This window comes from Streptomyces sp. NPDC025721 (genome assembly GCF_055558595.1).
In genome coordinates, this window is sequence record NZ_JBVHMF010000023.1 from 78262 (window position 1) to 104373 (window position 26112).

The following is a 26112-nucleotide window of genomic DNA, read 5'->3' on the forward strand; positions in this document are numbered from 1 at the left end:
GATGATCTCGGCGTAGCCCGGTGATCCCGGGTCCGCTTCTGGAGGTAAGACCATGTCCGACGCACCGACCGATGAGGCGGCGACCCCGAACCTCTCGTTCGAGGGCAGCACGCCGTACGAGGACTACGTGCAGGCGTCCGTACTGACCCACTTGCAGCACCCGTTGTCCGACGAGCCCGGCGAGATGGCCTTTCTGGTCACCACGCAGGTGATGGAGCTGTGGTTCACGTTGCTGGTCCACGAATGGACCACCGCGGCGGCGGCGCTCAGGGAGGACGACCTGCCGACGGCGATGGCGGCGCTCAGGCGCAGCCTGCCGGAGCTGGAGTCGCTGAACGCCTCGTGGAAACCGATCGCCAATCTCACCCCCGCGCAGTTCAACGCGTACCGGTCGGCCCTCGGTGAGGGCTCCGGGTTCCAGTCGGCGATGTACCGGCGGCTGGAGTTCCTGCTCGGGGACAAGTCCGCGTCGATGCTGGTGCCGCACCGGGGCACCCCCAGCGCGCACGCGGAGCTGGAGAAGGCGCTGACCGAGCCGAGCCTGTACGACGAGGTGCTGCGGCTGCTCAGCCGCCGCGGCTATGCGGTGCCCGCCGAGGTGCTGGAGCGAGACCCGGCGCTGCGGTACGAGCCGCACGCGGAGGTCGAGCGGGCGTGGCAGAGCGTATACGCGGATGCCGACCAGGACACCGAGCTGATCAGGCTCGGCGAGGCCCTGACGGATGTCGCCGAGCTGGTCTGGCGCTGGCGCAACGACCACCTGGTGGCCACGCGCAGGGCGATGGGCGCCAAGTCGGGCACGGGCGGTTCGGCGGGGGTGGCCTGGCTGGAGAAGCGCGCCACGAAGAACGTCTTTCCCGAGCTGTGGACGGCGCGCAGCCATGTCTGAGGCCGTCGCGGCACGGGATGCCGCCCTTCAGGACCGCGCGGACGCGCTGGACGCCGCCGATCCGCTGGCCGCGGTGCGGGACCGCTTCGTGCTGGACGACACCGTCTATCTGGACGGCAACTCGCTGGGCGCGCTGTCCACCGCCGTGCTGCCCCGGCTGAGCGACGTCGTCACCCGCGAGTGGGGCGAGCTGCGCATCCGGTCCTGGGAGGAGAGCGGCTGGTGGACCGCACCCGAGCGGATCGGCGACCGGATCGCGCCGCTGGTGGGCGCCGCGCCGGGGCAGGTCGTGGTCGGGGACTCGACCAGCGTGAATGTCTTCAAGGCGCTGGTCGCCGCCGTGCGGATGGCGCCCGCCGACCGCACCGAGATCCTGGTGGACGCGGCGACCTTCCCCACGGACGGCTACATCGCCGCGTCGGCGGCCCGGCTGACCGGTCACACCGTGCGCGCGGTGGACGCGGCCGAGATCGCGGACGCGGCCGGTGACCGTACCGCCGTGGCGCTGGTCAACCACGTGGACTACCGCACCGGTCGGCTGCACGACCTGTCCGCCGTCACGGCGGCCCTGCACGCGGCGGGCGCCCTCGCGGTCTGGGACCTGTGCCACAGCGCGGGCGCGCTGCCCGTCGCGCTCGACGCGGACGGCGTGGACCTCGCGGTCGGCTGCACGTACAAGTACCTCAACGGCGGGCCCGGCGCGCCCGCGTACCTCTATGTGCGGCGTGAGCTTCAGCCGCGCTTCGACTCGCCGCTGCCGGGCTGGAACTCGCACGCCGACCCGTTCGGCATGGCCCCGGAGTACGCCCCGGCGGACGGCGCGCCCCGCGGGCGGGTCGGCACGCCGGAGATCCTGTCGCTGCTCGCGTTGGACGCGGCGCTCGACGTCTGGGACGGTGTCGGCGTCGCGGACGTGCGGGCCAAGAGCCTGGCGCTGACCGACTTCTTCCTGGACTGCGTGGCCGCGCTGGTGCCGTACGGGCGCGCCGAGCCGATCACACCCGCCGACCACGCGGAGCGCGGCAGCCAGGTCTCGCTGCGCTGCGCGGGGGCGGGCGAGGTGATGCGCGAGCTGACCGCGCGCGGCATCGTCGGCGACTACCGGCGCCCCGACGTGCTGCGCTTCGGCTTCACACCGCTCTACACCCGGTACGCCGACGCCTTGCGCGCCGCCCGCGTACTGGCCGACGTCCTGGCCGGCGGACCGGGCACGCCCGTCGCGGCCCGACCCACCGCCGTACCGCAGGAAACCGACCCGCTCGACGTACCCGAAGGGACCACGTAACCGATGTCCGCTGCCGACCCCTCCACGTCCCCGCCCGCCGCCGATGCCGCCTCCGGGCGACGGGCGGCGGCCGAGGAGGCGTCGGCGTTCGGCCACGCTCCGGTGCCGCCGGACGCCACCGCGTCCTACGGCGACCACCCCGACCAGGTGGTCGACTTCTACCGGCCCGCCCCCGCCGAGGGCGCCCCCACCGGCCGTCCGGCCCCGCTGGTGGCCCTCTTCCACGGCGGTGCCTGGCGCGCCGCCCACGACCGCGCCCACGTCTCGCCGCTCGCGGCCCACCTCACCACCCACGGCTACGCCGTCGCGTCGGTCGAATACCGCCGCGGCCCGGCCCTTGAGGCGCCGCAGGAAGGCCGCGACGGCTCGGACCCCGCGCCCGACGCGCTGCCACCGGCCGGGCGCTGGCCCGACACCTTCGACGACGTGGCCGCCGCCCTCGACGCGCTGCCCGCGCTCGCCGTGCGGGCGCTCGGCGCCGACGTGGTCGACCCCCGCCGCACCGTCCTGACCGGCCACAGCGCGGGCGGCCACCTCGCGCTGTGGGCCGCCGCCCGTCATGTCCTGCCCCCTGAATCCCCCTGGCACCGCCCCTCACCTCCCCCCGTACGCGGTGTCGTGGCCCTCGCCCCGATCGCCGACCTCACCTCTGCGATCCGGCTGGGTGTCTGCTCCGGCGCGGTCGTCGACCTGCTGGGCGGACCCGAGCACCTGACGGCACGTCTGCCCGACGCCGACCCCGCCGCGCTGCTGCCCACCGGTATCGCCACAACCATCGTGCACGGCACCACTGACAATGAGGTTCCGTCGCAGGTCAGCCAGGCTTTCGCCCGTGCCGCGGCGGTCGCGGGCGAGGAGGTCGTCGCCGCGTGGCTGCCCGGCACCGGCCACTTCCCGCTGATCGACCCGTCCACGGCGGCCTGCGCGGCCGTCGCGGACGAGATCGCCCAACTCGCCTGGTAGCCGGGGCCGCCCGGCAGCGCGAAGGCCCCCGCCCGGTTCGACCGGGCGGGGGCCTTCGTGTGCGTGCGGTGCCGAGGGCGTCAGCGGGAGCGCTTGGCCAGCCGCTCGACGTCCAGGAGGATCACGGCGCGGGCCTCCAGGCGGAGCCAGCCGCGGCCCGCGAAGTCCGCGAGGGCCTTGTTGACGGTCTCGCGCGAGGCGCCGACGAGCTGGGCCAGCTCTTCCTGCGTGAGGTCGTGGACGACGTGGATGCCCTCTTCCGACTGCACGCCGAAGCGGCGGGAGAGGTCGAGCAGCGCCTTGGCGACGCGGCCGGGGACATCGGAGAAGACCAGGTCGGACATGACGTCGTTGGTGCGGCGCAGGCGGCGGGCGACGGCGCGCAGCAGGGCGGTGGAGACCTCGGGCCGTACGTTCAGCCAGGGCTGGAGGTCGCCGTGGCCCAGGCCGAGCAGCTTCAGCTCGGTCAGCGCGGTGGCGGTGGCGGTGCGCGGGCCGGGGTCGAAGAGCGACAGCTCGCCGATCAGCTCACCGGGGCCCACCACGGCGAGCATGTTCTCGCGGCCGTCGGGCGAGGTGCGGTGCAGCTTGACCTTGCCTTCGGTGACGACGTACAGCCGGTCCCCGGGGTCACCCTCGTGGAACAGCGAGTCGCCACGCGCGAGCGTGACCTCCGTCATGGAGGCGCGCAGTTCAGCGGCCTGCTCGTCGTCGAGCGCCGCGAAAAGCGGGGCACGGCGCAGAACGTCGTCCACGAGCTCTCTCCTTGTCGACATCGCTGGGATTTCCCCATGATGCATGACGTCTCAAACAGTGCGATCAATCACAAGGATGTCTTATCCAGGCCCGTAGCCGTGCTCCGGGGGTCCGATTGGGGGTCCGATCGGGGTCCGTAAACGGCTCAGGAAGGGCCGAACGGGTGGCCCCTGAGCCGAATTCCGCTATGAGCGAACAACATAACGGCTGGGGCGTCGGAGTGGGCCCTTCGCGCACGGCCGTACGAATTTCGTACGAATTCCTGCGCGCCGGACGGCTCGAACGCCCGCGTCGGCGCGGGTTTACCGGACCTTCGCGGATTTACGGCACCGGCACCGGTTCAGGCGCCGGTGCCTGCGCCGCGGTGGACGTGCCCTCGTGGGCGCCCTCGTGGGCGGTCCCCGACGCGGTCGTCCCCGGCGCCGTCGTCAGGAAGCGCGCGGCCACCGACCGGTTGTATTTGGTGAACATCGCACCCAGCGTGCGTCGTTCCTCCTCGGTCCAGCCGTCGAGCAGTCCCGCCAGGCTCTCCGCGCGCCGGGCGCGTACCTCCTCCATCCGCCGCAGCCCCTCGGCGGTCGGCGTGACGATGCTGCGCCGCCGGTCGGTGGGGGCGGGGGAGCGGGCGACCAGGCCCTGGGCCTGGAGCGCTGCCGCCTGGCGACCGGCCGTCGAGGGGTCGAGGCCGAGCGCGGCGGCGAGCGAGTTGATGTCCTGCGGGCCGCCCCCGGCCAGGGTGCGCAGCAGCAGGTACTCGGCCCGGTCCAGGGTGTCGTGGATGTCGGTGCGCCGGTAGAACAGCTCGAAATTCCTGACGAGCACGGCGGTCTGATGCTCGATCACATCGAGCGCGGCGGAGGTCCCCTCGGTCCCCTCTGCCTTCGCGGTCCCTGCCACGGCCACTCCAGATCCAGATATCGGTACGATGCACGTGTTAATATCGGCATCATACCGATGAATTCGGCGAGGCCGAGCGGGAGGGGACGCGGTGGGGTCGAGCGGCTGGACGCGCGAGGTCTGGGACCGGATAGTCGGATCGGACCCGGGCCTGCAAAGACTCCGCACGGCGTTCGGCGCGGCGGTCGCCATGAGCACCACCCTGGCGATCGAGTACGGCTACGGGCGCGCCACGCACGCGGGTCCCCAGGGCACCCTCGTCGGCATGCTGCTGGGCACCGTCATGGCGATGATGGGCTCGATGGCGCTGGACGGCACCCAGGTGCTGCCGAAGATCCGCACGGCCGTGTTCTTCCCGGTCGCCATCGGCACCGGCATGGTCATCGGCGTCTCGGTGGCCGGGCACACCGACGCGATGCTCGCGGTCTTCGTCGCCGTCATGTTCGTGGCCGTCTTCATCCGCCGCTTCGGACTGCCGTACTTCTTCTACGGCTTCATGATCTGGATGGGCTACTTCTTCGCCGCCTTCCTCGACGCCCGCCTCGCGCAGCTCCCCGACCTGCTCGCGGCCGTCGGCATCGCCACCGGCTGGGTCCTGCTGCTGTCCACCACCGTGCTGCGCGCCCACCCCCAGCGGACGCTGACCCGCGTCCGCCGCGCCTTCGGCGCCCGTGCCGGGGCCGTCGCCCGGGTCTGCGCCGACCTGCTGGAGACCGACCCCGAGGACGTGCGGCGGCTGGCCCGGCTCCGCCGCGAGCTGCACTCGCGCCAGCTCAGGCTCGCCGAGACCGCGCTGGTCATCGAGGGCTGGTCGGCCCACCCCGGCACCCTGCCGCCCGGCCGGTCCGCGGCCGGAGTACGCCGCAGGACGCTGGACGCGCATCTGGCGGTGGACGCCGTGGCGACCGCGGCCGACGCGCTCGCGGGCACCGGAGGGCGCCTCGCGCCCGAGGCCGCGGCCATCGCCGCGCACCTGGCGCGCAGCGAATACGCGGCGGCCGAACGGCGGGCCAGGGACGTACTCGCCCTCGTCGACTCCGACGACCCGGTGACGGCCGCGCGCGCCGAACCCGCCACCGATTGCTTCGCCTATCACCTGGCCACCGCCGCCTGGGAGTTCACGGTGCTGGTCAGGGAGGTCAGGCGCGCCGCGGAGGCGGACGTCGGACGATCCCACAACGGAAGCGGGCACAAGGTGCGGCGCCCGAAGACCGCACAAGGCGCGGCAGACGGCCCCGGCCGCGACCTCCGTCCCGCTCACGGCACCCACGACGACGCTCTCGACGCCCCGGCCGACTTCGCCCCCGCCGTGACCCTGGCCATGGGCGGGCTGCCCGGCTCCGCCGCGGTCGCGGGCGGTGTCTCGGCGCGCGGCGGCTGGCGGCGGCTCAGCGGCCTCTCGCTGACCACCCGGCAGGCGATCCAGGTGGCCGTCGCGGGCACCCTGGCCATCGTCATCGGCCGCGAGCTGTCGGAGGCCCGCTACTACTGGGCGGTGATCGCCGCCTTCATCGCCTTCACCGGCACCGCCACCCGCTCGGAGACCTTCATCAAGGCGACCAACCGCGTCGTCGGCACCCTGCTCGGCCTCGGCGCGGGCATCGGCCTCGCGCACCTGACCGCGGGCCACACCCTGTGGGTGATCGCGGTCATCGTGCTCAGCATGTCCTGCGGCTTCTACCTGGTCAGCCTCTCCTACGCGGCCATGATCTTCTTCGTCACGATCATGGTGTCGCAGCTCTACACCCAGCTCCACGAGTTCTCCGCCGGTCTGCTGATGCTTCGCCTCGAAGAGACCGCCATAGGCGCCGCCATCGGCATAGCGGTCGCCCTGGTCGTCCTGCCGACCAGCACGCGCGACACCGTCAGCAGCGCGCGCGGCAGCTACTTCGCTGCCGTGGGCGAGCTGATGCACGCCGCCGCCGCGCGCCTGGAGCACGACGGCCGCCCCGACCGCGAGGACGGGTCCGCAAGCCCCGACGGCGCCGACCTCGACGCCCTGGTGCGCGTGGTGGACCACCGCCTCCAGCAGCTCGCCCTGGTGGCGCGCCCGCTGACCCGCCCCCTGGTGTGGGGCAACGACCCGCGCCTCGTACGGCACCGGCTCACCCTCTACGCGGCCGTCACCCGGCAGACCAGGGCCCTGGCGCTCGGCCCGCGCCGCTCACCCGGCCTCGCGCCCGCGCCGCACCTGGCGGAGGCCAGCCGCGCGCTCGGCCACGCGGCCACCGCCCTGGCGCTCGCGCCCGCCCCGCAGGGCCGGCCCGCGGCCGAGGTCGCCCGCGCCCTGCGTACCGCCGACGCGGCGCTCCTGACCAGGCTCCCCGCCGCCGGTACGGTGCTGCCGCCGGTCACCAGGCCGTTGCTGCGGCTGCGGCAGCTCCTGCACGAGCTGGCCGTACTCCCGCCGGGACACGGCGTCGGCCGCGGCTTCACCGGGCGCGGCGCGGGCCTCGCCGACACTTCGCGGATCGTCACCGGCTCGCATGCCGCCGGGCCCGTACCGGACAGGCCGCACGGCGTGACGGCGGGTGCCGCGGGGGAGCGCCCCGGACCGGGGGACGACCTCCCGCACGCGTCCGGCGCGGCCGGTGACGGCGCGCCCCGCCGCCCCTGAGCCGCCGGTCCCGGCCACGCGACGCCGCGCCCCGATCGTTGTGGCGCCCTGTGTCGGCGGCGGCCCGTAGGCTGGCGGCATGGCGACGAGTGGTGCGGTGGTCAAGAAGATCAAGAAGGCGAAGGTCGCGCAGACGCATGCGGGACTGGTACGGCAGGCGCGGCGGATCAACCGCGAGCTGGCGGAGGTTTATCCGTACGCGCATCCAGAGCTGGACTTCGAGAATCCCTTCCAGCTCCTGGTCGCCACGGTGCTGTCCGCGCAGACCACGGACCTGCGGGTGAACCAGACGACGCCCGCGCTGTTCGCGAAGTACCCGACGCCCGAGGACATGGCGGTGGCCGACCCCGAGACGCTGGAGCAGATCCTGCGCCCGACGGGCTTCTTCCGCGCCAAGGCGAAGTCCGTGCAGGGGCTCTCGGCGGCGCTGCGGGACCGGTTCGGCGGTGAGGTGCCCGGCCGTCTCGAGGACCTGGTGACCCTGCCGGGCGTCGGCCGCAAGACGGCCAATGTCGTACTCGGCAACGCCTTCGGTGTCCCCGGCATCACCGTGGACACCCACTTCGGCCGCCTCGCCCGCCGCTTCGGCTGGACCGAGTCGCAGGACCCGGAGAAGGTCGAGGAGGACGTCGCCGGGCTCTTCCCGAAGTCGGACTGGACGATGCTGTCGCACCGCGTCGTCTTCCACGGCCGCCGTATCTGCCACGCCCGCAAGCCCGCCTGCGGCGCCTGCCCGATCGCCCCGCTCTGCCCGGCCTACGGCGAGGGCGAGACGGACCCGGAGAAGGCGGAGAAGCTGCTCAAGTACGAGAAGGGCGGCGCCCCCGGACAGCGCCTGAAGCCCCCGCCGGACTACCCGGGCCAGCCCGCGCCCCCGCTGGCGGCCTCATGACCCACGCGCGGGGGGCGGGCACCGGAGCGGACACGGGTGCCGGGCCGGAGACGGGCGCGGGCTTCGGCACGGACCCGCGAGCGGGCCTCGGCGCCGACGCGCGAGCCGGCTTCGGCGCCGATGCCGGAGAAGGCACCGGGGTCGAGATCAGCACGGCCGGGCTGCCGCGGTGGCTCGAACCGGTGGCCGACGCCGTCGCCGGGGTCCGGCCGGAACAGCTCAGCAGCTTTCTGCCGCCCGAGGGCGGCGGGCGGCAGTCCGCCGTCCTGATCCTGTTCGGGGACGGCGACCGGGGCCCCGAGATGCTGCTCATCGAGCGGTCGAGGGCGCTGCGTTCGCACGCGGGCCAGCCCTCCTTCCCCGGCGGCGCCCTCGACCCCGAGGACGGCGACCCGGACGGCGACGGGCCGGTGCGCGCCGCGCTGCGCGAGGCCGAGGAGGAGACCGGCCTCGACCCGACGGGCGTCCAGGTCTTCGGCGTGCTGCCGCGGCTCTACATCCCGGTCAGCGGCTTCGTCGTGACCCCCGTGCTCGGCTGGTGGCGCAGGCCCACCCCGGTCGGCGTGGTCGACCCGGCCGAGACCGCGCGCGTCTTCCGGGTGCCTGTGGCCGATCTCACCGACCCCGCCAACCGCGCGACCCTGACCCACCCCAGCGGCTTCCTCGGCCCGGCCTTCCTGGTCGAAGGCGCGCTGGTCTGGGGTTTCACCGCGGGGCTGATCGACAGAATCGTGCAGTTCGCGGGCTGGGAGCGGCCCTGGGACCGCGACCGCAAGGTGCCGCTCGCCTAGGGCGTGTCCGCGCCGTACCCCGCCTCTGCGGGGCTCGTACGGCGGTCCTCGGGGGCGCGTGCCGGGGCACGTACGGCGGTCCTCGGGGGCGCGTGCCGGGGCTCCGTCGAGGGGTGTCCAGTGCGTGTCCGGGGCGAGTTCGGCCTCCTGGTGCCGGTCATCGGCCGTACCGCGCAGGTCACCTGGGCCGTACGGTGCCGTCGGGCGGGGCGGCCATGAGACCGTGTCCAGGTGAACGTGCTGGACTTTCTGCTCATCCTCGCCGCCGTCTGGTTCGCCGTGGTCGGTTACCGGCAGGGCTTCGTCGTCGGAGTCATGTCGGTGGTCGGCTTCCTCGGCGGCGGTCTCGCCGCGATCTATCTGCTGCCGCTGTTCTGGGACAAGGCGACGGACCACTCCTCGCCGGGCTCGGTCGCGGTGATCACCGCCGTGGTGGTCGTCATCGTGTGCGCGTCGGTGGGGCAGGCGTTCACCACGCACCTGGGCAACAAGCTCAGGACCCGCATCACGTGGTCGCCCGCCCGCGCCATCGACGCGGGCGGCGGCGCGCTGGTCAATGTGCTCGCCATGCTGCTGGTGGCCTGGCTGATCGGCAGCGCGCTGGCCACCACGGCGCTGCCGACGATAGGCCGCGAGGTGCGCTCGTCCAAGGTGCTGCTCGGCGTCTCCAGGGTGGTGCCGCAGGAAGCCGACACCTGGTTCACCGACTTCAGCTCCACCCTCGCGCAGAACGGCCTGCCGCAGGTCTTCGGGCCCTTCGGGTCCGAGCCGATCACCTCGGTGCCCCCTCCCGACCCGAACCTCGTGCACAGCGCCGTCGTCACCGACGCCCGCCGCAGCATCGTCAAGATCGTCGGCACGGCGTCGGGCTGCGGGAAGGTCCTCGAAGGGTCCGGCTTCGTCTTCGCCAAGGACCGCGTGATGACCAACGCGCACGTCGTCGGCGGCGTCTCCGAGCCCACCGTGCAGATCGGCGGCAAGGGCCGCCTGTACGACGCCCGCGTGGTCCTCTACGACTGGCAGCGCGACATCGCCGTCCTGGACGTGCCGCGCCTGAACGCGCCGGCGCTCACGTTCACCAGCGGCGACGTACAGTCCCGCGACGACGCCATCGTGGCCGGTTTCCCGGAGAACGGCGCCTTCGACGTACGCGCCGCCCGCGTCCGCGGCCGTATCGAGGCCAACGGCCCGGACATCTACCACCGCGGCACCGTCCACCGCGACGTCTACTCGCTGTACGCGACCGTCCGCCAGGGCAACTCCGGCGGCCCGCTGCTCACCACGAACGGGCAGGTGGCGGGCGTCGTCTTCGCCAAGTCACTCGACGACTCGAACACCGGTTACGCGCTCACCGCCGACGAGATCCGCCCGGACATCGCGGCGGGCAGGGCGGCGAGCCAGCAGGTCGACACGGAGAACTGCGCGCTGTGAGGTGACCGACGGCCGGCCCGGCGTACCTGTCGGCCGGGCCGTCCGTCGGCCGGGCGGTCACTGCGCCCTGGCGTGCCGCAGCCGGGCGCCGACCCAGCGGGCCCGGCGCCGCAGGATGCGCGGGATTCCGATCTGGGGCTCCCCCGGCGGGAGCACGGCCAAGGGCGCCCCGCTGTTGACGGAGACGGAAGTGTTACGGCGATTGCGTGATACGTCACGGTAGTCGTGCGTCCAACCCATACGAAGCTAAGTGCCCGCAGCCCTTGGTCGGTAATCGCCCTTCGGTCGCCCGGTTGGCGTATGCGTCCGGCATTTTGCGGATCATATGACCGACACGCGGACGCCTGATGCGTACGGGGCGGGCGCGCTGGCAGAGGGACACCTGATGGCGGGTCAGAGCCTCGCTGAGGGTGAGTCAGTTACGGCGCGAGGCCGTGCGGAGGCGGCGGCTTGGGCCCGTCGGGAGCGTACGGCTCAGCGGTCCGGCTCCGGGTCCTTCAGCCAGTTGATCAGCTCGGTCGAGAACGCGGCCGGGTCCTCCTCGTGCGGGAAGTGCCCCAGGCCGTCGAAGAGCCGCCAGCGGTACGGCGCCTCGACGTACTCCCCGCTGCCCGCCGCGCTGCGGCTGCGGATCGCCGGGTCGAGCGAGCCGTGCAGGTGCAGCGTCGGCACCCGGACCGGCCGCTTCATCCGCCGGTTGAACTGGATGCCGTCGGGCCGCGCCATCGACCGCACCATCCAGCGGTACGGCTCGACCGCGCAATGCGCCGTCGAGGGGATCTGCATCGCGCGCCGATAGACGTCCACGGCCTCGTCGTCCGGCAGCCGCGGCCCCGACCACTGGTGGATCAGCCGGCCGACCAACTCCGCGTGGTCCGCCACCAGGTGACGCTCCGGCAGCCAGGGCGACTGAAAGCCCCAGATGTAGGCGCCCGACTTGCTGTGCCGCAGATCGGTCAGCATCGCGTTGCGCCAGCGGCGCGGGTGCGGCATCGACTCGACCGCGAGGCGGCGTACGAGCTTGGGCCGCATCGTCGCGGCCGTCCACGCCAGGTAGCCGCCGAGGTCGTGGCCGACCAGCGCGGCGTCCGGCTCGCCCAGCGACCGGATCACCCCGGTGACGTCGAGCGCGAGGTTGCCCGCGTCGTAACCGCGCGGCGTACGGTCGCTGCCGCCCACCCCGCGCAGGTCCATCGCCACCGCGCGGAAACCGGCCTCGGCGAGTGCGGGCAGTTGGTGCCGCCAGGTCCACCAGAACTGCGGGAAGCCATGCAGCAGGAGGACGAGCGGGCCGTCGCCCATCTCGGCGATGTGGAAGCGGGCGCCGTTCGCGGCCACGTCACGGTGGGTCCACGGCCCTTCGAGGCGGGGGACGGAACCGCCGCCGCCCGCACCTGACGGCCCGGTTCCCGGCCCGTTCCCCGAGCCGTTCCGCGACTCTTCTCCCGAACCGCTTCCGCTGTCGTTTCCCGTGGCACTGCCCGACCTGCCGACGACCCTCATGGTGGAGAGAGTGTCACATCTTCAGGTCGGGTGCTCTGGTCGAACCGGCCATCGAATCCGGCCCGGCGCCGGACACCGAATCCCGGACGCCGCCGCGTCCCGCGTCCCTGTCCGCGCGGGGCAGCGCGGGCTTGGCGGCGGCCTTGTCCAGACTCGTGGCCGTGTCCTGCGGACGCGGGTGCGGCTTCGCGTTCTTCATCACCGCGGCGGTCTGCTTGGCCGACTCGATGGAGCGCTCCGGCTTCTTCACCTTCTTGAACCGGCCGTACGCGATCAGGCCGAGGAGCGCGGCGATCAGCACGTACGCCCCGGCGACGATCAGGAACGACCACCCCAGGGTGATCCCGAGCGCGTGGATGCCGTACGCGGCGGCCATGCTGAACATCGGCATGGCGAAGAAGGCCAGGGTCAGGGCGACACCGATCGCGCCGCTGCCGAACAGCGCCCGCTTCACGTCCTGCCGCAGTTCCACCTTGACGAGGGCGATCTCGTCGTGCACCAGGGCGGAGACATCCGCCGTGGCGGAGGCGAACAACTGGCCGAGGCTGCGCCCGTCGTCGTCGTGGGCTGCGCTCATTGCGTCCTCCGTCGTCAAATCGTTGTCGTTCCGTCAGATCATGCCTCAGCCGGAGTCATCTCCGCCGTCGCCCCCGGCCAGACGGGCGAGCCTGCGGTGTTCCGCGGCCTTCCGTTCCAGGATCTCGGCCATCCGCAGGTGGTAGGCGGGCTGGTCCTGCTCGTACACGTCGGGGACCCCGTCGCCGTCCTCGTCGCGCTCCTCCTCGTCGCACAAGGCGCGGTATTTGTTGTTCCGCAGCTTCAGCAGAATCGTCGCCAGCACCGCGGAGAGCAGCGAGCCGACCAGGACGGCGGCCTTCGCCTCGTCGGCGAGCAGCGCGTCGTCCTTGAAGGCGAGTTCGCCGATCAGCAGGGAGACTGTGAAGCCGATCCCGGCGAGCGAGGCGACCGCCAGGACGTCGGGCCATTTGAGGTCGGCGTTGAGCCGCGCCCGGGTGAAGCGGGCCGCCAGCCAGGTGCCGCCGAACACGCCGACGATCTTTCCGGCCACCAGTCCGATCAGCACACCGAGCGTCTCGGGCTTGGTGAACACATCGCGCAGCGAGCCGCCCGAGACCGCGACCCCGGCCGAGAACAGGGCGAACAGCGGTACGGCAAGGCCCGCCGAGATCGGCCGCACCAGGTGCTCGATGTGCTCGCCGGGAGATTCGCGCTCACCCTCGCGCCTGGTGCAGCGCAGCATCAGGCCCATGGCGACGCCCGCGATGGTGGCGTGCACGCCGCTGTTGTACATCAGGCCCCAGATGACCAGCGCCAGCGGCACGTACACGTACCAGCCGCGTACTCCCGAGCGCAGCAGCAGCCAGAAGACGACCAGCCCGGCCGCCGCTCCGCCGAGCGCGGCGTAGTTGATCGAGGAGGTGAAGAAGACGGCGATGATCAGGATGGCGAAGAGGTCGTCGACGACGGCGAGGGTGAGCAGGAAGGCGCGCAGCGCGGCGGGCAGGGCGGTGCCGATGACGGCGAGGACCGCGAGCGCGAAGGCGATGTCGGTGGCGGTGGGGACGGCCCAGCCCTTGAGGGAGCCGCCGCCGGTGGCGCTGACGACGGTGTAGAAGATCGCGGGGACCGCCATGCCGCACACGGCCGCGATCACCGGGAGCGCGGCGGCCGAGGGGGTGCGCAGCTCGCCCGCGACCAGTTCGCGCTTCAGCTCGATGCCCGCCACGAAGAAGAAGACGGCGAGCAGGCCGTCCGCCGCCCAGTGCGCGACGGACAGGTCGAGGCCGAGCGTGGAGACGCCGAAGTGGAAGTGGCTGACGCTCTCGTAGCTGTGGTGCAGGGTGTTCGCCCAGACCAGCGCCACCACGGCGGCCACCAGGAGCAGGACTCCGCCGACGGTCTCCGCGCGCAGCGCGTCCAGGACGAAGGTGCGTTCCGGGAGCGGCAGCCGTCCGAGGACGGTGTCGGCGCGACGGCGCGGTTGCTCAGTCACGCGGGTACTCGGTCATGGGGGCGGCCTCCTGGGCGGGTGCGGCTGGCTGCGGACACAGGTGTCCCGTGTGCCGACCAGACTTCCCGGCGCGCCCTTAAGTTTTGTCGCGATCCTGCCGCGATGTGGTGTCAGCCTAACCCGAACGTGTGAGGGGCGTCCCGGTGGTTGCCGGGGCGCCCCTCACGGGTGTGGTCGCGCGGGTGTGGCCGCGCCGGGTGTGCTGGGGCCGGGGGTGTCAGTCCTCGCTGGGCGCGCTCGGCAGCTTGCTCTGGATGAGGTCCATCACCGTGGAGTCGGTGAGGGTGGTGACGTCGCCCAGCTCGCGGTTCTCCGCGACGTCGCGCAGCAGGCGGCGCATGATCTTGCCGGAGCGGGTCTTGGGCAGCTCGTTGACGATGAGGATCCGCTTGGGCTTGGCGATCGGGCCGAGCGCCTTGCCGACGTGGTCGCGCAGCGCGCCCGCGAGGTCCGCGCTGTCCTCCGCGGTGCCGCGCAGGATGACGAACGCCACGATGGCCTGCCCGGTGGTGGCGTCGGCGGCGCCGACGACGGCGGACTCGGCGACCTTCGGGTGCGAGACCAGCGCCGACTCGACCTCGGTGGTGGAGATGTTGTGGCCCGAGACGAGCATGACGTCGTCGACCCGGCCGAGCAGCCAGATGTCGCCGTCCTCGTCCTTCTTGGCGCCGTCGCCCGCGAAGTAGCGGCCGGGGAAACGGGACCAGTAGGTGTCGATGTAGCGCTGGTCGTCGCCCCAGATGGTGCGGAGCATCGACGGCCACGGCTCGGTGAGGACCAGGTAGCCGCCGGAGCCGTCCGGCACCTCGTTGGCCTCGTCGTCCACCACGGTCGCCGCGATGCCGGGCAGCGCGCGCTGCGCGGAGCCGGGCTTGGTCTCGGTGACGCCGGGCAGCGGGGAGATCATCATGGCGCCGGTCTCGGTCTGCCACCAGGTGTCCACGATCGGGGTCCTGCCGCCGCCGATGTGCTCGCGGTACCAGACCCACGCCTCGGGGTTGATCGGCTCGCCGACGCTGCCCAGCACGCGCAGGCTCGTCAGGTCGAACTTCGCGGGGATGTCGTCGCCCCACTTCATGAACGTACGGATCGCGGTGGGCGCGGTGTAGAGCAGCGTGACGCCGTACTTCTGCACGATCTCCCAGAACCGGCCCTGGTGCGGGGTGTCCGGCGTGCCCTCGTAGATCACCTGGGTGGCGCCGTTGGAGAGCGGGCCGTAGACGATGTACGAGTGACCGGTGACCCAGCCGATGTCGGCGGTGCACCAGTAGACGTCGGTCTCCGGCTTGAGGTCGAAGACCGCGTGGTGGGTGTAGCTGGCCTGGGTGAGGTAGCCGCCCGAGGTGTGCAGGATGCCCTTGGGCTTACCGGTGGTGCCGGAGGTGTAGAGGATGAACAGCGGGTGCTCGGCGTCGAAGGGCTGCGCGGTGTGCTCCGCGGACTGGCGCGCGGTGATCTCGTGCCACCACACGTCCCGGCCCTCGGTCCACTCCACGTCCTGGCCGGTGCGGCGCACCACCAGGACGTTGGTGACCTGCGGGGAGCGGGAGACGGCGTCGTCGATGGCGGGCTTGAGCGCGGACGGCTTGCCGCGCCGGTAGCCGCCGTCGGAGGTGATGACGAGCTTGGCGTCGGCGTCGGCGATCCGGGACGCGACGGCGTCGGCGGAGAAGCCGCCGAAGACCACCGAGTGCGCGGCGCCGATCCGGGCGCAGGCCAGCATCGCGATGACGGCCTCGGGGATCATCGGCAGGTAGACCGCGACCCGGTCGCCCTTCTCGACGCCCAGCTCGGTCAGCGCGTTGGCGGCGCGGGAGACCTCGTCCTTCAGCTCCGCGTAGGTGATGCTGCGGCTGTCACCGGGCTCGCCCTCGAAGTGGATGGCGACCCGGTCGCCGTTCCCGGCTTCCACATGGCGGTCGACGCAGTTGTACGCGACATTCAGCTCACCGTCGGCGAACCACTTCGCGAACGGCGGGTTCGACCAGTCCAGGGTCTGCGTGGGCTCGGTGGCCCAGGTCAGACGGCGGGCCTGCTCGGCCCAGAACCCCAGCCGGTCGGCCGCCGCCTGCTCGTACGCGTCCGCCGTGACGTTGGCGGACGCCGCCAGTTCGGCCGGGGGAGCGAACCGCCGCTCCTCCTTCAGCAGGTTGGCCAGGCTCTCGTTGCTGCTCACGCCAGCTCCTTGTCAGGGTGTCCCACATGTCCCAGCACTACCTCACCAGTCCTGGGCCACCCTGACAATAGCTACCCGAAAAATGGTTTAGACCTTTGCGGCCTCCCGGGCGGTGTCCGGTGCGGCGTCGGGCCCCACCGCCGCGAACACACTCGTCGAACCGTCCAGGATGTACGCCTGCGCCTCCGCGACATGGAAGTACATGCCGTGCAGTTGGAGCGTGCCCTCGCTGACCCGACGCGCCACGCAGGGGTGCGCCATCAGGTGTTCGAGCTGCTGCATCACATTGACCAGGCTCAGCCTTTCGAGGTCGTCGGCGACCGGCCGGTCCGCCAGCGCCACCTCGCCGCGGCCGAGTCTGCCGATCCGGTTGAGCCGCGCCAGGCTGGGGCGGCCGTGCCGCAGCCACCGGGCCAGCGGGGTCTGCGCGCCCGGCTCGTGGTCGGAGCCCAGCAGTGCCTGCATCGCGCCGCAGCCGGAGTGTCCGCACACCGTGATGCTGGAGACCTGGAGCACGTCCACCGCGTACTCGACGGCGGCGGCCACCGAGTCGCAGGAGGCGTCGGAGCCGGGCGGCGGCATCAGATTGCCCACATTGCGCACCGTGAAGAGGTCACCGGGACCGCTTGAGGTGATCATGCTGGTGACCAGCCGGGAGTCCGCGCAGGTGAGGAAGAGCTGGCCGGGCCGCTGTCCTTCGCGGGCCAGCCGCGCCAGCTCCTCGCGGACCAGCGGCGCGGTGTTGCGCTGGAAGGCGCTGACGCCGCCGAGCAGTTGACCGCCGCTGGTGGCGGGCACGGTGCCGGAGCGGGTGCAGTGGTGGTTGCGCCACGGCGTCCAGGGGCGGCAGGCGTGAGCGCTCACCGGTTCGCTGACGGTCCGTCCGACCGCGTCGCCGAGCGCCGCGTGTCCGCCGCGCGAACGGTGCCTGGCGCACCAGGCGTTCAGCGCCTCGTAGGCCGCGTGGTCCATGAAGGAGCCGTCCAGCTCCACCACCGCGTTGGCCCCGTCGGGGACCTGGGCGAAGGCCCGGGTCAGCCGGGGCACCGCCAGGAACGTCAACTGGCCGGTGACCCGCACCCGGTGGCACTCCGGCTCCTCGGTGACGGTGATCCGCGTGTGCGTCAGGCGGCGCAGCGACAGGCACAGCGCGACCACGATCCCCACGATCACGCCCTGGAGCACACCGAACAGCACCACGGAGCCGAGCGTGGCCGCGTACACCGGGAATTCGCGGTGCCGCTGGACGTGTCTGATGTGCGCGAAGCTCACCATGCGGACGCCGACCAGCATCACCAGGGCGGCGAGCGCGGCCAGCGGGATCAGCTCCAGCGCCCAGGAGGCGAGCCCGGCGCAGAGCAGCACCCACACGCCGTGCATCACGGTGGCGCGGCGCGTCACGGCGCCCGCTTCGACATTGGCCGAGCCGCGGATCGCGCCGCCGGCCACCGGCAGGCCGCCGAGCAGGCCCGACACCATGTTGGCCGCGCCCTGGCCGAGCAGTTCGCGGTCGAGCTTGGCCGGCGGGGCGTGCGGTCCCGGACGCCGGCCCTGGAGGGTGTCGATGGCGACCGCGGACAGCAGCGACTCCATGCTCGCGACCAGGGTGACGGTGAGCACGGCGGCGACCACCCCGAGGACCGGCCCCGAGGGCAGGGTGGGCAGCACGGGCGCGCTCCACGCGGGCAGATTCACCCGCGGCAGCGACAGCCCCGCGCTTACGGCGGTGGCCAGGACGACCGCGGCCAGCGGCGCGGGGATCGCGCCGAGCAGCCGTCCCGCCCTGCCTCTCAGCCGCCGCCAGCCGAGCAGCACGGCCACGGTGATCGCGCCGATGGCGGGTGTGGCCGGGTTGGTGACCGCCAACTGGCCGGGCAGCGCGGTGATGTTGTCGAGGGCGGAGCTCTGCGGGCTGCCGCCGAGGACCACATGGAGCTGGCCGAGGGCGATGACCGTACCGATGCCCGCGAGCATGCCGTGGACGATGGCGGGACTGACCGCGAGCGCGGATCTGGCCACCCGCGCCATGCCGAGCACGAGCTGCGCGAGACCGGCGAGCACGGTGATGGCGCAGGTGCTGCGCCATCCGTAGCGGTGGACGAGATCGGCGGTGACCACGACCAGGCTGGTCGCGGCGCCGCTGACCTGGAGGGGCGCCCCGCCGAGCAGCCCGGCGACGATGCCGCCGACGACCGCGGCGACGAGGCCGGACTGGAGAGGCGCCCCGGTCGCCAGCGCGAGGCCGAGCGACAGCGGGACGGCGATCAGGAAGACCGTGATCGAAGCGGACAGATCGGACCGGTGGATTCTCTGCATAATTCCCGTCTCCTTCGGTGGGCGGCGGGACGTGATTGCGGAGCGTTATCGCTCGCTACTCTCAAGCGTCAGTAAATGGAGAGTAATCGACTGACTGCGGAGAGTGAAGTCCAGAGGTCTGATCGGGGCTTTATTTACTGCTATCGAGTGAATTGGCAGATAAACGGCCAGGTCGTTGCGGTCACGACAAGGTCGCATGTCACTTTTTGGGCAAATCCCTTTTTCTGTGATGTGAGGTACGAATGCACTCCCTGCGCAAGGCACCGGCGCTACTCGCCGTAGCCGCGCTGGCCGCGGGCGCGGTCGCGTGCTCCGCCGCCGGCGGCTCGGGCTCCGGCACCGGATCAGCCGCTGGGTCCGGCCCCGGCGCCGCCCCGGCCGTCGGCCGCGCCGAGCCCGGCAACGCGGGCACCCGCCCCGAAGCCGCGGCGCCCCACGCCGTCCGGCTCATCGGCGACGGCTCGACCGCCGACACCGGCCCGCAGCCCCATCAGCCGGTCTTCGCGCGCCTCAAGCCGGGGGAGCGACCGCCGCAGCTCGTCGTGTTCTCCTGGGACGGCGCGGGCGAGGACAGTCAGAAGCTCTTCTCGCACTTCCGCGAGGTCGGCGAGCGCTACAACGCGGCGATGACGTACTTCCTCAGCGGCGTCTACCTGCTGCCCGGCGACCACAAGGACGTCTACGCCCCGCCCAAGCACCCGCGCGGCGCCTCCGACATCGGCTTCAACGACCGCCAGGGCATCACCGACACCCTGCGCGAACTGCGCCTCGCCTGGCAGAACGGCAGCGAGATCGGCACCCACTTCAACGGCCACTTCTGCGGTCCCAACGGCGGCGTCGGCACCTGGTCGAGCGACGAGTGGTCCAGCGAGATCCAGCAGGCCGAGGGCTTCGTGAAGAACTGGAAGACCAACTCCGGCCTCACCAAGCTCGACCCGCTGCCCTTCGACTACAGCAAGGAACTGGTCGGCGGGCGCGCCCCGTGCCTGGAGGGCCAGCACAATCTCATCCCGGCCGCCAAGGCCGCGGGCTTCCGCTACGACGCCAGCTCGATCGGCGGCCGGCAGACCTGGCCCTCCAAGATCGACGGCGTCTGGGACTTCCCGCTCCAGGACATCCCGGTGCCGGGACGCGCCTTCGAGACGCTCTCCATGGACTACAACTTCCTCGCCAACCAGTCGGGCACCGTGCACGGCGACCCCGCCAAGCAGGCCGCCTGGGGCAAGCAGATGCACGACGGACTGGCCGCCGCCTTCGAGCGCGCCTACAACGGCAACCGCGCCCCGCTCTTCATCGGCGACCACTTCGAGTCCTGGAACGGCGGCGTCTACATGAAGGCCGTCGAGGACACCGTCAAGGAGGTCTGCGGCAAGGAAGGCGTGCGCTGCGTCAGCTTCAAGCAGGTCGCGGACTGGATGGACGCGCAGGACCCTGCGGTGCTCGCGCGGCTGCGGACGCTGGACGTCGGCCAGGCGCCCAAGGACGGCTGGAACACCTTCATGGGCGGAGCGCCCGCCGCCGCGACGGCGGGCGGTCCCGAGCGGATCAGGCCGGCTGTGCGCTAGCGGCCGCAGCGGGGCGGGGCAACTGCTCGTGCTGTTCCCGTTCCCGTTCGCCGAGTACGAAGTCGGGGTCGACCTGCGCCGCCAGGTCGGCGCCCGTCTTCGCGTTTCCCCAGCTCTCCGCGTTCTTGAGGTGGAAGTGCACCATCTGCTGGGTGTAGCGCGCCCAGTCCCTGCGCTCATACGTGGCGTCCGCCCGTTCGTGCAGCGTGCGCAGCGCGCGGCGGTTGTCCTCCTCCAGCCGCGCGAACCGCGGCGGCCTGCCCTTCTCCATCGCGCGCACCCAGTCCGAGTGCCCGACGGTGACCAGCAGGTCGTCGCCGACCTCGGCGCGCAGGAAGGCCAGGTCGTCCGCGTCCCGCACCTTGTTGCCGACGACCGCGAGATCCACGCCGAAGTCGCGGGCGTACTCCTTGTACTGGCGGTAGACGGCCACACCCTTGCGGGTCGGCTCGGCGACCAGGAACGTCATGTCGAAGCGGGTGAACATACCGGAGGCGAAGGAGTCGCTGCCCGCCGTCATGTCCACGACCAGGTATTCGTCGCGGCCGTCCACCAGGTGGTTCAGGCAGAGTTCGACCGCGCCGACCTTGGAGTGGTAGCAGGCGACGCCGAGATCGGACTCGTTGAAGGGGCCGGTGACCATCAGCCGCGCGGTGTCGCCCCCGGTGTTCCCGGCGCTCTCTGAGTCCCCGTCGTCTCCGTGGCCTCGGTCCAGGTGCACGGTGCGCGCGCAGGCCGCGTAGACGGGGTTGTCCTCGACCAGCCGCAGCAACCGGGATCCGTGGCCGGGCGGGGTGGTCTTGATCATGGTCTCGGCGGAGGCGATCCGGGGGTTGGCGCCGCGCAGGTATTCCTTGATCTCCGGCAGGTGCGCGCCGAGCGCGGGCAGCGCGGCGGCGTCGTCCTCCACCAGCCCGAGCGCCGGGCCGAGGTGCTGGTTGATGTCCGCGTCGATCGCGACGACCGGTACGCGGGAGGCGGCGAGATGGCGGATGAAGAGGGAGGACAGCGTGGTCTTGCCGCTGCCGCCCTTCCCGACGAAAGCGATCTTCATGTTCGCCAAGAGTAGCGGCACGGATACGGATCGTGAGCGTTTGGAGTGGGGAAGGCCACTCTTTCGGGGTCGTTCCGCGGGTTGGGGGGTGGCTAGGGTCGGAACCATGGCTACGAACGCTGATCCCGCTCCCGCCGCCGGTCGGACGGACCCGATGGCTGTCCTCGGCGCGCTGCCGGGTGTACCCGAATCGGTGGACGCCGTACGGCAGGCGGTGGACAAGGTCTACGGGCACCGGGTGATGCGGCGCCGCTCCACCGAGGTCACATCGGAGGCGGCGCTGCGCGGTGCCCGCGGGTCCGCGGCGCTGGCCGGCGCCGACTGGCCGCTGGAGGAGGTGCGCAGGCGCAGCGACTTCTCGGCCGACGAGCAGGCGCGTACGGTCGGCGCGGCGCTGCGGCTGACCGCCGAGGCCGGTCAACTGCTCAGTGTCTGGCGGCAGTCGCCCGTGCAGGCGCTCGCCCGGCTGCACCTGGTGGCGGCGGGCGGAGTGGCGGACGAGCCGACGGTCGGCCGCCCGCGGCGGGCGGGGGAGCCGGTGGACGAGCCGCTGGTCGAGATCGCCGAGATCCCGCTGCCCGACCCCGCCGAGGTCGCCGCCCGGCTGGACGGTCTGACCGGCCTGCTGCGGGCGGGCACCGACGCGCCCGCCCTGGTCGTCGGCGCGGTCGTGCACGGCGAATTGCTGTGCCTGCGGCCCTTCGGCTCCTTCAACGGGCCGGTCGCGCGGGCCGCCGAGCGGATCGTGCTGGTCGGCAGCGGTCTCGACCCGAAGTCGATCTGTCCGGCCGAGGTCGGTCACGCGGAGTTGGGCCGGGCCGGTTATCTCAAGGCGCTGGAGGGATACGCGTCCGGTACTCCGGAAGGCATGGTCCAGTGGATCAGCCATTGCGGGCGGGCACTGGAACTCGGGGTCCGCGAAAGTGTCGCGGTGTGCGAAGCGCTTCAGCGGGGCGCCGCCTGAGCGGTCGACCGCCGGATGTGTGGTGGCTGAAAAGAGATGCGGCGGCACCTTGAGGTGCCGCCGCTGCCATGTCCGTCAAGTTACCAGTGCGTGCACGGTAATTGCCGATCAGGCCGGGATCTTCGCCCGTCACCTGGTGCGGCTGGCCCGATAAGCGGGTCGGCTCCGCGTGGGTGCCTGACTTCCATGCTCGGTCCGTGGGGCCTGGTGCTGTGAACTGCGGTCTTCCTCTCGGAACTCCGTGGTCTCGCGGGCCGCTACGTCCTTTGTACCGCCGTGGGAGGCGCAGGGGAACCCCTCGCCCGACTTCTTTACTTTTGGGATCAATCAGGACATAAGGGCGGGCCGACGGCGTCGGGACGCCAGCCACACCAGCCCGGCCGTCGCGGCCGCCGCCCCCACGGCCGCCGCCGCGAGCACCGGCCGGGGCGGCATCGACAGCGACGGAATCCGCTGCCTCAGCCGCACGGGACGGCTGAAAGTCAGCACTGGCCAGTCACGTGAGACGGCCTCCTTGCGCAGCGCCCGGTCGGGATTGACCGCGTACGGATGACCGACCGACTCCAGCATCGGGATGTCGGTCACCGAATCGCTGTACGCGAAGGACCGCTCCAGGTCGTAGCCCTCCGACTTCGCCAGCTCGGCGATGGCGTCCGCTTTTGCGGGACCGTAGACGTAGTGCTCGATCTCCCCGTTGTACGCGCCGTCCTCCACGACCATCCGTGTGGCTACGACATGGTCGGCACCCAGCATCGCGCCGATCGGCTGGACCACCTCGGAGCCGGAGGCGCTGACGATCACCACGTCGCGGCCCGCGGCGTGGTGCTCCTCGATCAGCGAGGCCGCCTCGTCGTAGATGATCGGGTCGATCAGGTCATGCAGCGTCTCCGCCACGATCTCGCGCACCTGCTGGACATTCCAGCCCCGGCACAGCTCGGAGAGGTATTTGCGCATACCTTCCATCTGGTCGTGATCCGCGCCACCGACCAAGTACACGAACTGGGCATATGCGGTACGCAATACCGCACGTCTGTTGATGAGACCGCCCTGGTAGAAGGAGCGCCCGAAGGCGAGCGTGCTGGACTTGGCGATCACGGTCTTGTCGAGATCGAAGAACGCCGCGGTGCGCGGTGGCAGGTGGTTTTCCACGTGACGAGCATAGGCAACCACCATTCGGCGTAAGCTCGGGCGTGTGGGTTTGCCTGAGAAGGGCTTCGGGTACACCATGGAAGTCACGGATCGTTCGCGACCGTGCTAACCCGGTCTGGCTCCTCCCCCCCCGAGTCGGACCGTGGGGACGACCCCCGCTCTCCCCCCCGGCGGGGGTCGTCGCATGTCCGGATGCCTTTTCCCGGTTCTCGCGACGTCCTTCCACTCGCATCCTCATGTCGTTCCCCCTCGCGTGCGGCACGGCTGTGATGCGTACGACGTGTGACGGTCCGTAATCGTTGCCAGGCGTCGGCGAACTCACCCGTGAGAGTGGCGGAGTTATCCACAATCGCTGAGTTGTCCACAGATTCCGACCAAGATCATCTCAATTCTCCTGTCTGCCCCAACCTGATCCCAGGCGATGCACACCGGTGCTCGCGTCAGAAGCGACGGGGGACAGGAAATGACGGGATCGACGACACCCGACCAGCGGCCGACCGCCATCGAAGGGCCGGCCGGCCCGCTGATTGTCACCGAGGACGAAACGCTCCTCGACGACCTGCTGCGGCTGTGCGCCGCGGCCGGTACCGAACCGGAGGTGGTCTTCACCGCGCCCCCGCGCGCGACGAGTTGGGACACCGCGCCCCTCGTCCTGGTCGGCGCCGAGGCCACCTCGCGGGTCCAGGACACCGTCCGCCGCAAGGGAGTTCTGGTCGTCGGGCGTGATCTGCACGACCACGACGTGTGGCGCAGAGCCGTCGCGATCGGCGCCGACCATGTCCTCTTCCTGCCCGACGCCGAGACCTGGCTGGTCGACCGCATCGCCGACATCGCCGAAGGCGTGAGCGAACCCGCCCTGACCGTAGGGGTGGTGGGCGGCCGGGGCGGCGCGGGCGCCAGCACGTTGGCCTGCGCGCTCGCCGTCACCGCGGCCGGTACGGGCAGGCGCACCATGCTCATCGACGGCGATCCGCTCGGCGGCGGCCTCGACATCCTGCTCGGCGCCGAGCGCGTCGGCGGCCTGCGCTGGCCCGACCTCGCCGACTCACGGGGCCGCGTCAACAGCGGGGCACTGGAGGAATCCCTGCCCAGGCTCGACGCGTTGAGCGTCCTGAGCTGGGACCGCGGCGATTCCGTGCTCATCCCGCCCCAGGCCATGCGGTCCGTGCTCGGCGCGGCCCGCCGCCGCGGCGGAGTCGTCGTGGTCGACCTGCCACGGCGCGTGGACGACGCGGTCGCCGAGACCCTCGCGCAGATCGACGTCGGACTCCTCGTCGTACCCGCAGAGTTGCGGGCGGTCGCCGCGGCCACCCGCGTCGCCGCGGCGGTCGGCATGGTCCTCAAGGACCTGCGCGTCGTCGCCCGCGGCCCCTTCGACTCTGGCCTCACCGACGACGAGATCGCCCGTCTCGTCGGCCTGCCGCTGGCGGGCCAACTCCCTCCGGAACCAGGCTTGTCGGACGCCCTGTCCGGCAGCGGACCACCGGGCTCCGCGAGCCGCGGCCCGCTCGCCCGCTTCTGCGCCGCCTTCCTCGCCCAGGCCCAGCCCAGTGGCGGGAGCGTGACGGTATGAACGCCGAACTCCTCGACGCCGTACGGCTGCACCTGGCGGAACACGGCGGCGAACCCACCCCGGCACGCGTGGCCGCGGCACTGCGCGCCCGTGGACGCCTGCTCGGCGACAGCGAAGTCCTCGACGTGGTCGCGGCACTGCGTTCCGAACTCGTCGGCGTGGGCCCGCTGGAGCCGCTGCTCGCCGACCCCGCCGTCACCGACATCCTCGTCAACGCACCCGACCAGGTGTGGATCGACCGCGGCAGCGGTCTCGAACGCGCCGCCGTCCGCTTCACCGACACCACGGCCGTGCGCAGGCTCGCCCAGCGCCTCGCGACCACCGCCGGCCGCCGCCTGGACGACGCCCACCCGTGGGTCGACGCCCGACTGCCCGACGGCACCCGGCTGCACGCCGTCCTGCCGCCGGTCGTGGTCGGCTCGCCGTGCCTGTCGCTGCGCGTGGTGCGGGCCCGCGCCTTCACCCTCGCCGAACTCGGCGCGGCCGGAACGCTCGACACCGAGACCGCCCGGCTGCTGCGCGCGGTCCTCGACGCCCGGCTGTCGTTCATGATCAGCGGCGGCACCGGGTCGGGCAAGACCACACTCCTGAGCTGCCTGCTCGGCCTCGTCGACCCCGCGGCCCGCATCGTCCTGGCCGAGGACTCCGCCGAGTTGCGCCCCGACCACCCGCACGTCGTCCGCCTGGAGACCCGCCCCGCCAACCAGGAGGGCGCGGGACACGTCACCCTGCGGGACCTCGTCCGCCAGGCGCTGCGCATGCGCCCCGACCGGCTCGTGGTCGGCGAGGTCCGCGGCGCCGAGGTCACCGACCTGCTGAGCGCGCTGAACACCGGCCACGAAGGCGGCTGCGGCACCGTCCACGCCAACGCCGCCGCCGACGTCCCGGCCCGCCTCGAAGCCCTCGGCTCCACCGCGGGCCTCGACCGGGCCGCCCTGCACAGCCAGTTGGCCGCCGCACTCGCCGTCGTCATCCACCTCGTCCGCGACAACTCCGGCCTGCGCCGCCTCGCCGAGATCCACGTACTCAAGCGCGGCTCCGACGGCCTGGTCGCCACCGTGCCCGCCCTGCTCCGCGACGCCCGCGGCCACCACGAACGCGGCCCCGGCTGGGACCGGTTGGCGGCACTGTGCTCGGCGGGTGCGTCATGAGCGCCCTGCTTTCTCAACCTGATGTCGTGCGGGCTGCCGCCCGGCGTGGTGTTTCTGTTGCTCGCGGGGCTTCGCTGGCGCGCCTCGAATCCTCCTGGCCTGGGCTGC

The 26112-nt window shown here is 72.1% G+C and carries 21 protein-coding genes; 11 read left to right on the forward strand and 10 right to left on the reverse strand.

The window, feature by feature from the left end; genetic code table 11:
• Window positions 1–52 precede the first annotated feature (52 nt).
• The 3 genes from ACZ4EF_RS27445 to ACZ4EF_RS27455 are packed head-to-tail and all read left to right on the forward strand — an operon-like array spanning window position 53 to window position 3137.
• On the forward strand, window positions 53–889 hold the full coding sequence (locus tag ACZ4EF_RS27445) for a tryptophan 2,3-dioxygenase family protein (protein WP_401851871.1): 837 nt from the start codon (window positions 53–55) through the stop codon (window positions 887–889).
• Window positions 882–2174, forward strand: coding sequence for a kynureninase (gene kynU / locus ACZ4EF_RS27450; RefSeq protein ID WP_467506732.1), 1293 nt, complete (start codon window positions 882–884; stop codon window positions 2172–2174). Before ACZ4EF_RS27445 ends, kynU begins: the two co-directional genes overlap by 8 nt.
• 3 nt (window positions 2175–2177) lie before the next feature.
• Complete coding sequence (locus tag ACZ4EF_RS27455; RefSeq protein ID WP_391041556.1) at window positions 2178–3137, forward strand: alpha/beta hydrolase family protein; 960 nt, start codon at window positions 2178–2180, stop codon at window positions 3135–3137.
• 80 nt (window positions 3138–3217) lie between these two features.
• Here ACZ4EF_RS27455 and ACZ4EF_RS27460 read toward each other — a convergent pair whose 3' ends face one another.
• Together ACZ4EF_RS27460 and ACZ4EF_RS27465 are read right to left on the reverse strand one after the other, a co-directional pair.
• On the reverse strand, window positions 3218–3892 hold the full coding sequence (locus tag ACZ4EF_RS27460) for a Crp/Fnr family transcriptional regulator (RefSeq protein ID WP_033174884.1): 675 nt from the start codon (window positions 3890–3892) through the stop codon (window positions 3218–3220).
• 322 nt (window positions 3893–4214) lie between these two features.
• The gene (locus ACZ4EF_RS27465; RefSeq protein WP_467347974.1) at window positions 4215–4790 is read right to left on the reverse strand and encodes a MarR family winged helix-turn-helix transcriptional regulator; all 576 of its coding nucleotides are present in this window, start codon (window positions 4788–4790) and stop codon (window positions 4215–4217) included.
• A gap of 190 nt (window positions 4791–4980) precedes the next feature.
• Between ACZ4EF_RS27465 and ACZ4EF_RS27470 the strand changes: the two genes are divergently transcribed.
• The 4 genes from ACZ4EF_RS27470 to ACZ4EF_RS27485 all read left to right on the forward strand — a co-directional run bounded on the left by ACZ4EF_RS27470 (window position 4981) and on the right by ACZ4EF_RS27485 (window position 10521).
• Window positions 4981–7407, forward strand: a complete 2427-nt coding sequence (locus ACZ4EF_RS27470; RefSeq protein WP_467347975.1) for an FUSC family protein — start codon at window positions 4981–4983, stop codon at window positions 7405–7407.
• A gap of 79 nt (window positions 7408–7486) precedes the next feature.
• Entirely contained in the window at window positions 7487–8299 is an 813-nt protein-coding gene (nth, locus tag ACZ4EF_RS27475) for an endonuclease III (protein WP_355346183.1), read from the forward strand.
• The gene (locus ACZ4EF_RS27480) at window positions 8296–9090 is read left to right on the forward strand and encodes an NUDIX hydrolase (protein WP_391158232.1); all 795 of its coding nucleotides are present in this window, start codon (window positions 8296–8298) and stop codon (window positions 9088–9090) included. The genes nth and ACZ4EF_RS27480 overlap by 4 nt, the downstream gene beginning before the upstream one ends.
• A 231-nt stretch (window positions 9091–9321) precedes the next feature.
• The gene (locus ACZ4EF_RS27485; RefSeq protein ID WP_391041546.1) at window positions 9322–10521 is read left to right on the forward strand and encodes a MarP family serine protease; all 1200 of its coding nucleotides are present in this window, start codon (window positions 9322–9324) and stop codon (window positions 10519–10521) included.
• Between the two features lie 57 nt (window positions 10522–10578).
• On the opposite strand, the gene ACZ4EF_RS27490 is transcribed toward ACZ4EF_RS27485, so the two are convergent.
• The 6 genes from ACZ4EF_RS27490 to ACZ4EF_RS27515 form a co-directional block, all read right to left on the reverse strand.
• The gene (locus ACZ4EF_RS27490; protein WP_223187240.1) at window positions 10579–10761 is read right to left on the reverse strand and encodes a hypothetical protein; all 183 of its coding nucleotides are present in this window, start codon (window positions 10759–10761) and stop codon (window positions 10579–10581) included.
• A 234-nt stretch (window positions 10762–10995) separates the two neighbouring features.
• Window positions 10996–12024 (reverse strand): alpha/beta fold hydrolase, encoded by a 1029-nt coding sequence (locus tag ACZ4EF_RS27495; protein WP_391158230.1) that lies wholly within the window; start codon window positions 12022–12024, stop codon window positions 10996–10998.
• Window positions 12025–12037: 13 nt separating this feature from the next.
• Window positions 12038–12601: a phage holin family protein gene (locus ACZ4EF_RS27500; protein WP_355346170.1), complete on the reverse strand. Its 564-nt coding sequence runs from the start codon at window positions 12599–12601 to the stop codon at window positions 12038–12040.
• Window positions 12602–12646: 45 nt separating this feature from the next.
• Window positions 12647–14038 carry a Na+/H+ antiporter NhaA gene (gene nhaA, locus ACZ4EF_RS27505; RefSeq protein WP_467347979.1) on the reverse strand — a complete coding sequence of 464 codons (1392 nt, stop codon included), beginning with the start codon at window positions 14036–14038 and terminating at the stop codon, window positions 12647–12649.
• A 235-nt stretch (window positions 14039–14273) separates the two neighbouring features.
• Entirely contained in the window at window positions 14274–16232 is a 1959-nt protein-coding gene (acs, locus tag ACZ4EF_RS27510; RefSeq protein WP_355346164.1) for an acetate--CoA ligase, read from the reverse strand.
• Between the two features lie 87 nt (window positions 16233–16319).
• Complete coding sequence (locus tag ACZ4EF_RS27515; RefSeq protein ID WP_467506736.1) at window positions 16320–18548, reverse strand: bifunctional SulP family inorganic anion transporter/carbonic anhydrase; 2229 nt, start codon at window positions 18546–18548, stop codon at window positions 16320–16322.
• Between the two features lie 242 nt (window positions 18549–18790).
• Between ACZ4EF_RS27515 and ACZ4EF_RS27520 the strand changes: the two genes are divergently transcribed.
• Complete coding sequence (locus tag ACZ4EF_RS27520) at window positions 18791–20113, forward strand: polysaccharide deacetylase family protein (RefSeq protein ID WP_467506738.1); 1323 nt, start codon at window positions 18791–18793, stop codon at window positions 20111–20113.
• Here ACZ4EF_RS27520 and ACZ4EF_RS27525 read toward each other — a convergent pair.
• Window positions 20094–21167, reverse strand: coding sequence for an ATP-binding protein (locus ACZ4EF_RS27525; RefSeq protein WP_467506740.1), 1074 nt, complete (start codon window positions 21165–21167; stop codon window positions 20094–20096). The two genes, ACZ4EF_RS27520 and ACZ4EF_RS27525, sit on opposite strands and share 20 nt — an antisense overlap.
• Window positions 21168–21273: 106 nt before the next feature.
• Here ACZ4EF_RS27525 and ACZ4EF_RS27530 point away from each other — a divergent pair, with 106 nt between their 5' ends.
• Complete coding sequence (locus ACZ4EF_RS27530; RefSeq protein ID WP_355346152.1) at window positions 21274–22131, forward strand: Fic family protein; 858 nt, start codon at window positions 21274–21276, stop codon at window positions 22129–22131.
• A 327-nt stretch (window positions 22132–22458) separates the two neighbouring features.
• Here the strand turns inward: ACZ4EF_RS27530 and ACZ4EF_RS27535 are convergent, their stop codons facing one another.
• Window positions 22459–23304 carry an HAD family hydrolase gene (locus tag ACZ4EF_RS27535; protein ID WP_355346325.1) on the reverse strand — a complete coding sequence of 282 codons (846 nt, stop codon included), beginning with the start codon at window positions 23302–23304 and terminating at the stop codon, window positions 22459–22461.
• Between the two features lie 439 nt (window positions 23305–23743).
• Here ACZ4EF_RS27535 and ssd point away from each other — a divergent pair, with 439 nt between their 5' ends.
• Window positions 23744–24853 carry a septum site-determining protein Ssd gene (gene ssd, locus ACZ4EF_RS27540; RefSeq protein ID WP_467506743.1) on the forward strand — a complete coding sequence of 370 codons (1110 nt, stop codon included), beginning with the start codon at window positions 23744–23746 and terminating at the stop codon, window positions 24851–24853.
• Window positions 24850–26004 (forward strand): TadA family conjugal transfer-associated ATPase, encoded by a 1155-nt coding sequence (locus tag ACZ4EF_RS27545; RefSeq protein ID WP_401305940.1) that lies wholly within the window; start codon window positions 24850–24852, stop codon window positions 26002–26004. Before ssd ends, ACZ4EF_RS27545 begins: the two co-directional genes overlap by 4 nt.
• Window positions 26005–26112: the final 108 nt, after the last annotated feature.

Excerpts from the sequence above, each read along its gene's own strand:
- ACZ4EF_RS27445 (WP_401851871.1), top strand. The coding sequence starts at position 53 with ATGTCCGACGCACCGACCGATGAGGCGGCGACCCCGAACCTCTCGTTC.
- kynU (WP_467506732.1), top strand. The coding sequence starts at position 882 with ATGTCTGAGGCCGTCGCGGCACGGGATGCCGCCCTTCAGGACCGCGCG.
- ACZ4EF_RS27455 (WP_391041556.1), top strand. The coding sequence starts at position 2,178 with ATGTCCGCTGCCGACCCCTCCACGTCCCCGCCCGCCGCCGATGCCGCC.
- ACZ4EF_RS27470 (WP_467347975.1), top strand. The coding sequence starts at position 4,981 with ATGAGCACCACCCTGGCGATCGAGTACGGCTACGGGCGCGCCACGCAC.
- nth (WP_355346183.1), top strand. The coding sequence starts at position 7,487 with ATGGCGACGAGTGGTGCGGTGGTCAAGAAGATCAAGAAGGCGAAGGTC.
- ACZ4EF_RS27480 (WP_391158232.1), top strand. The coding sequence starts at position 8,296 with ATGACCCACGCGCGGGGGGCGGGCACCGGAGCGGACACGGGTGCCGGG.
- ACZ4EF_RS27490 (WP_223187240.1), bottom strand. The coding sequence starts at position 10,761 with ATGGGTTGGACGCACGACTACCGTGACGTATCACGCAATCGCCGTAAC.
- ACZ4EF_RS27495 (WP_391158230.1), bottom strand. The coding sequence starts at position 12,024 with ATGAGGGTCGTCGGCAGGTCGGGCAGTGCCACGGGAAACGACAGCGGA.
- ACZ4EF_RS27500 (WP_355346170.1), bottom strand. The coding sequence starts at position 12,601 with ATGAGCGCAGCCCACGACGACGACGGGCGCAGCCTCGGCCAGTTGTTC.
- ACZ4EF_RS27515 (WP_467506736.1), bottom strand. The coding sequence starts at position 18,548 with ATGCAGAGAATCCACCGGTCCGATCTGTCCGCTTCGATCACGGTCTTC.
- ACZ4EF_RS27520 (WP_467506738.1), top strand. The coding sequence starts at position 18,791 with ATGCACTCCCTGCGCAAGGCACCGGCGCTACTCGCCGTAGCCGCGCTG.
- ACZ4EF_RS27525 (WP_467506740.1), bottom strand. The coding sequence starts at position 21,167 with ATGAAGATCGCTTTCGTCGGGAAGGGCGGCAGCGGCAAGACCACGCTG.
- ACZ4EF_RS27530 (WP_355346152.1), top strand. The coding sequence starts at position 21,274 with ATGGCTACGAACGCTGATCCCGCTCCCGCCGCCGGTCGGACGGACCCG.
- ACZ4EF_RS27535 (WP_355346325.1), bottom strand. The coding sequence starts at position 23,304 with ATGGTGGTTGCCTATGCTCGTCACGTGGAAAACCACCTGCCACCGCGC.
- ssd (WP_467506743.1), top strand. The coding sequence starts at position 23,744 with ATGACGGGATCGACGACACCCGACCAGCGGCCGACCGCCATCGAAGGG.
- ACZ4EF_RS27545 (WP_401305940.1), top strand. The coding sequence starts at position 24,850 with ATGAACGCCGAACTCCTCGACGCCGTACGGCTGCACCTGGCGGAACAC.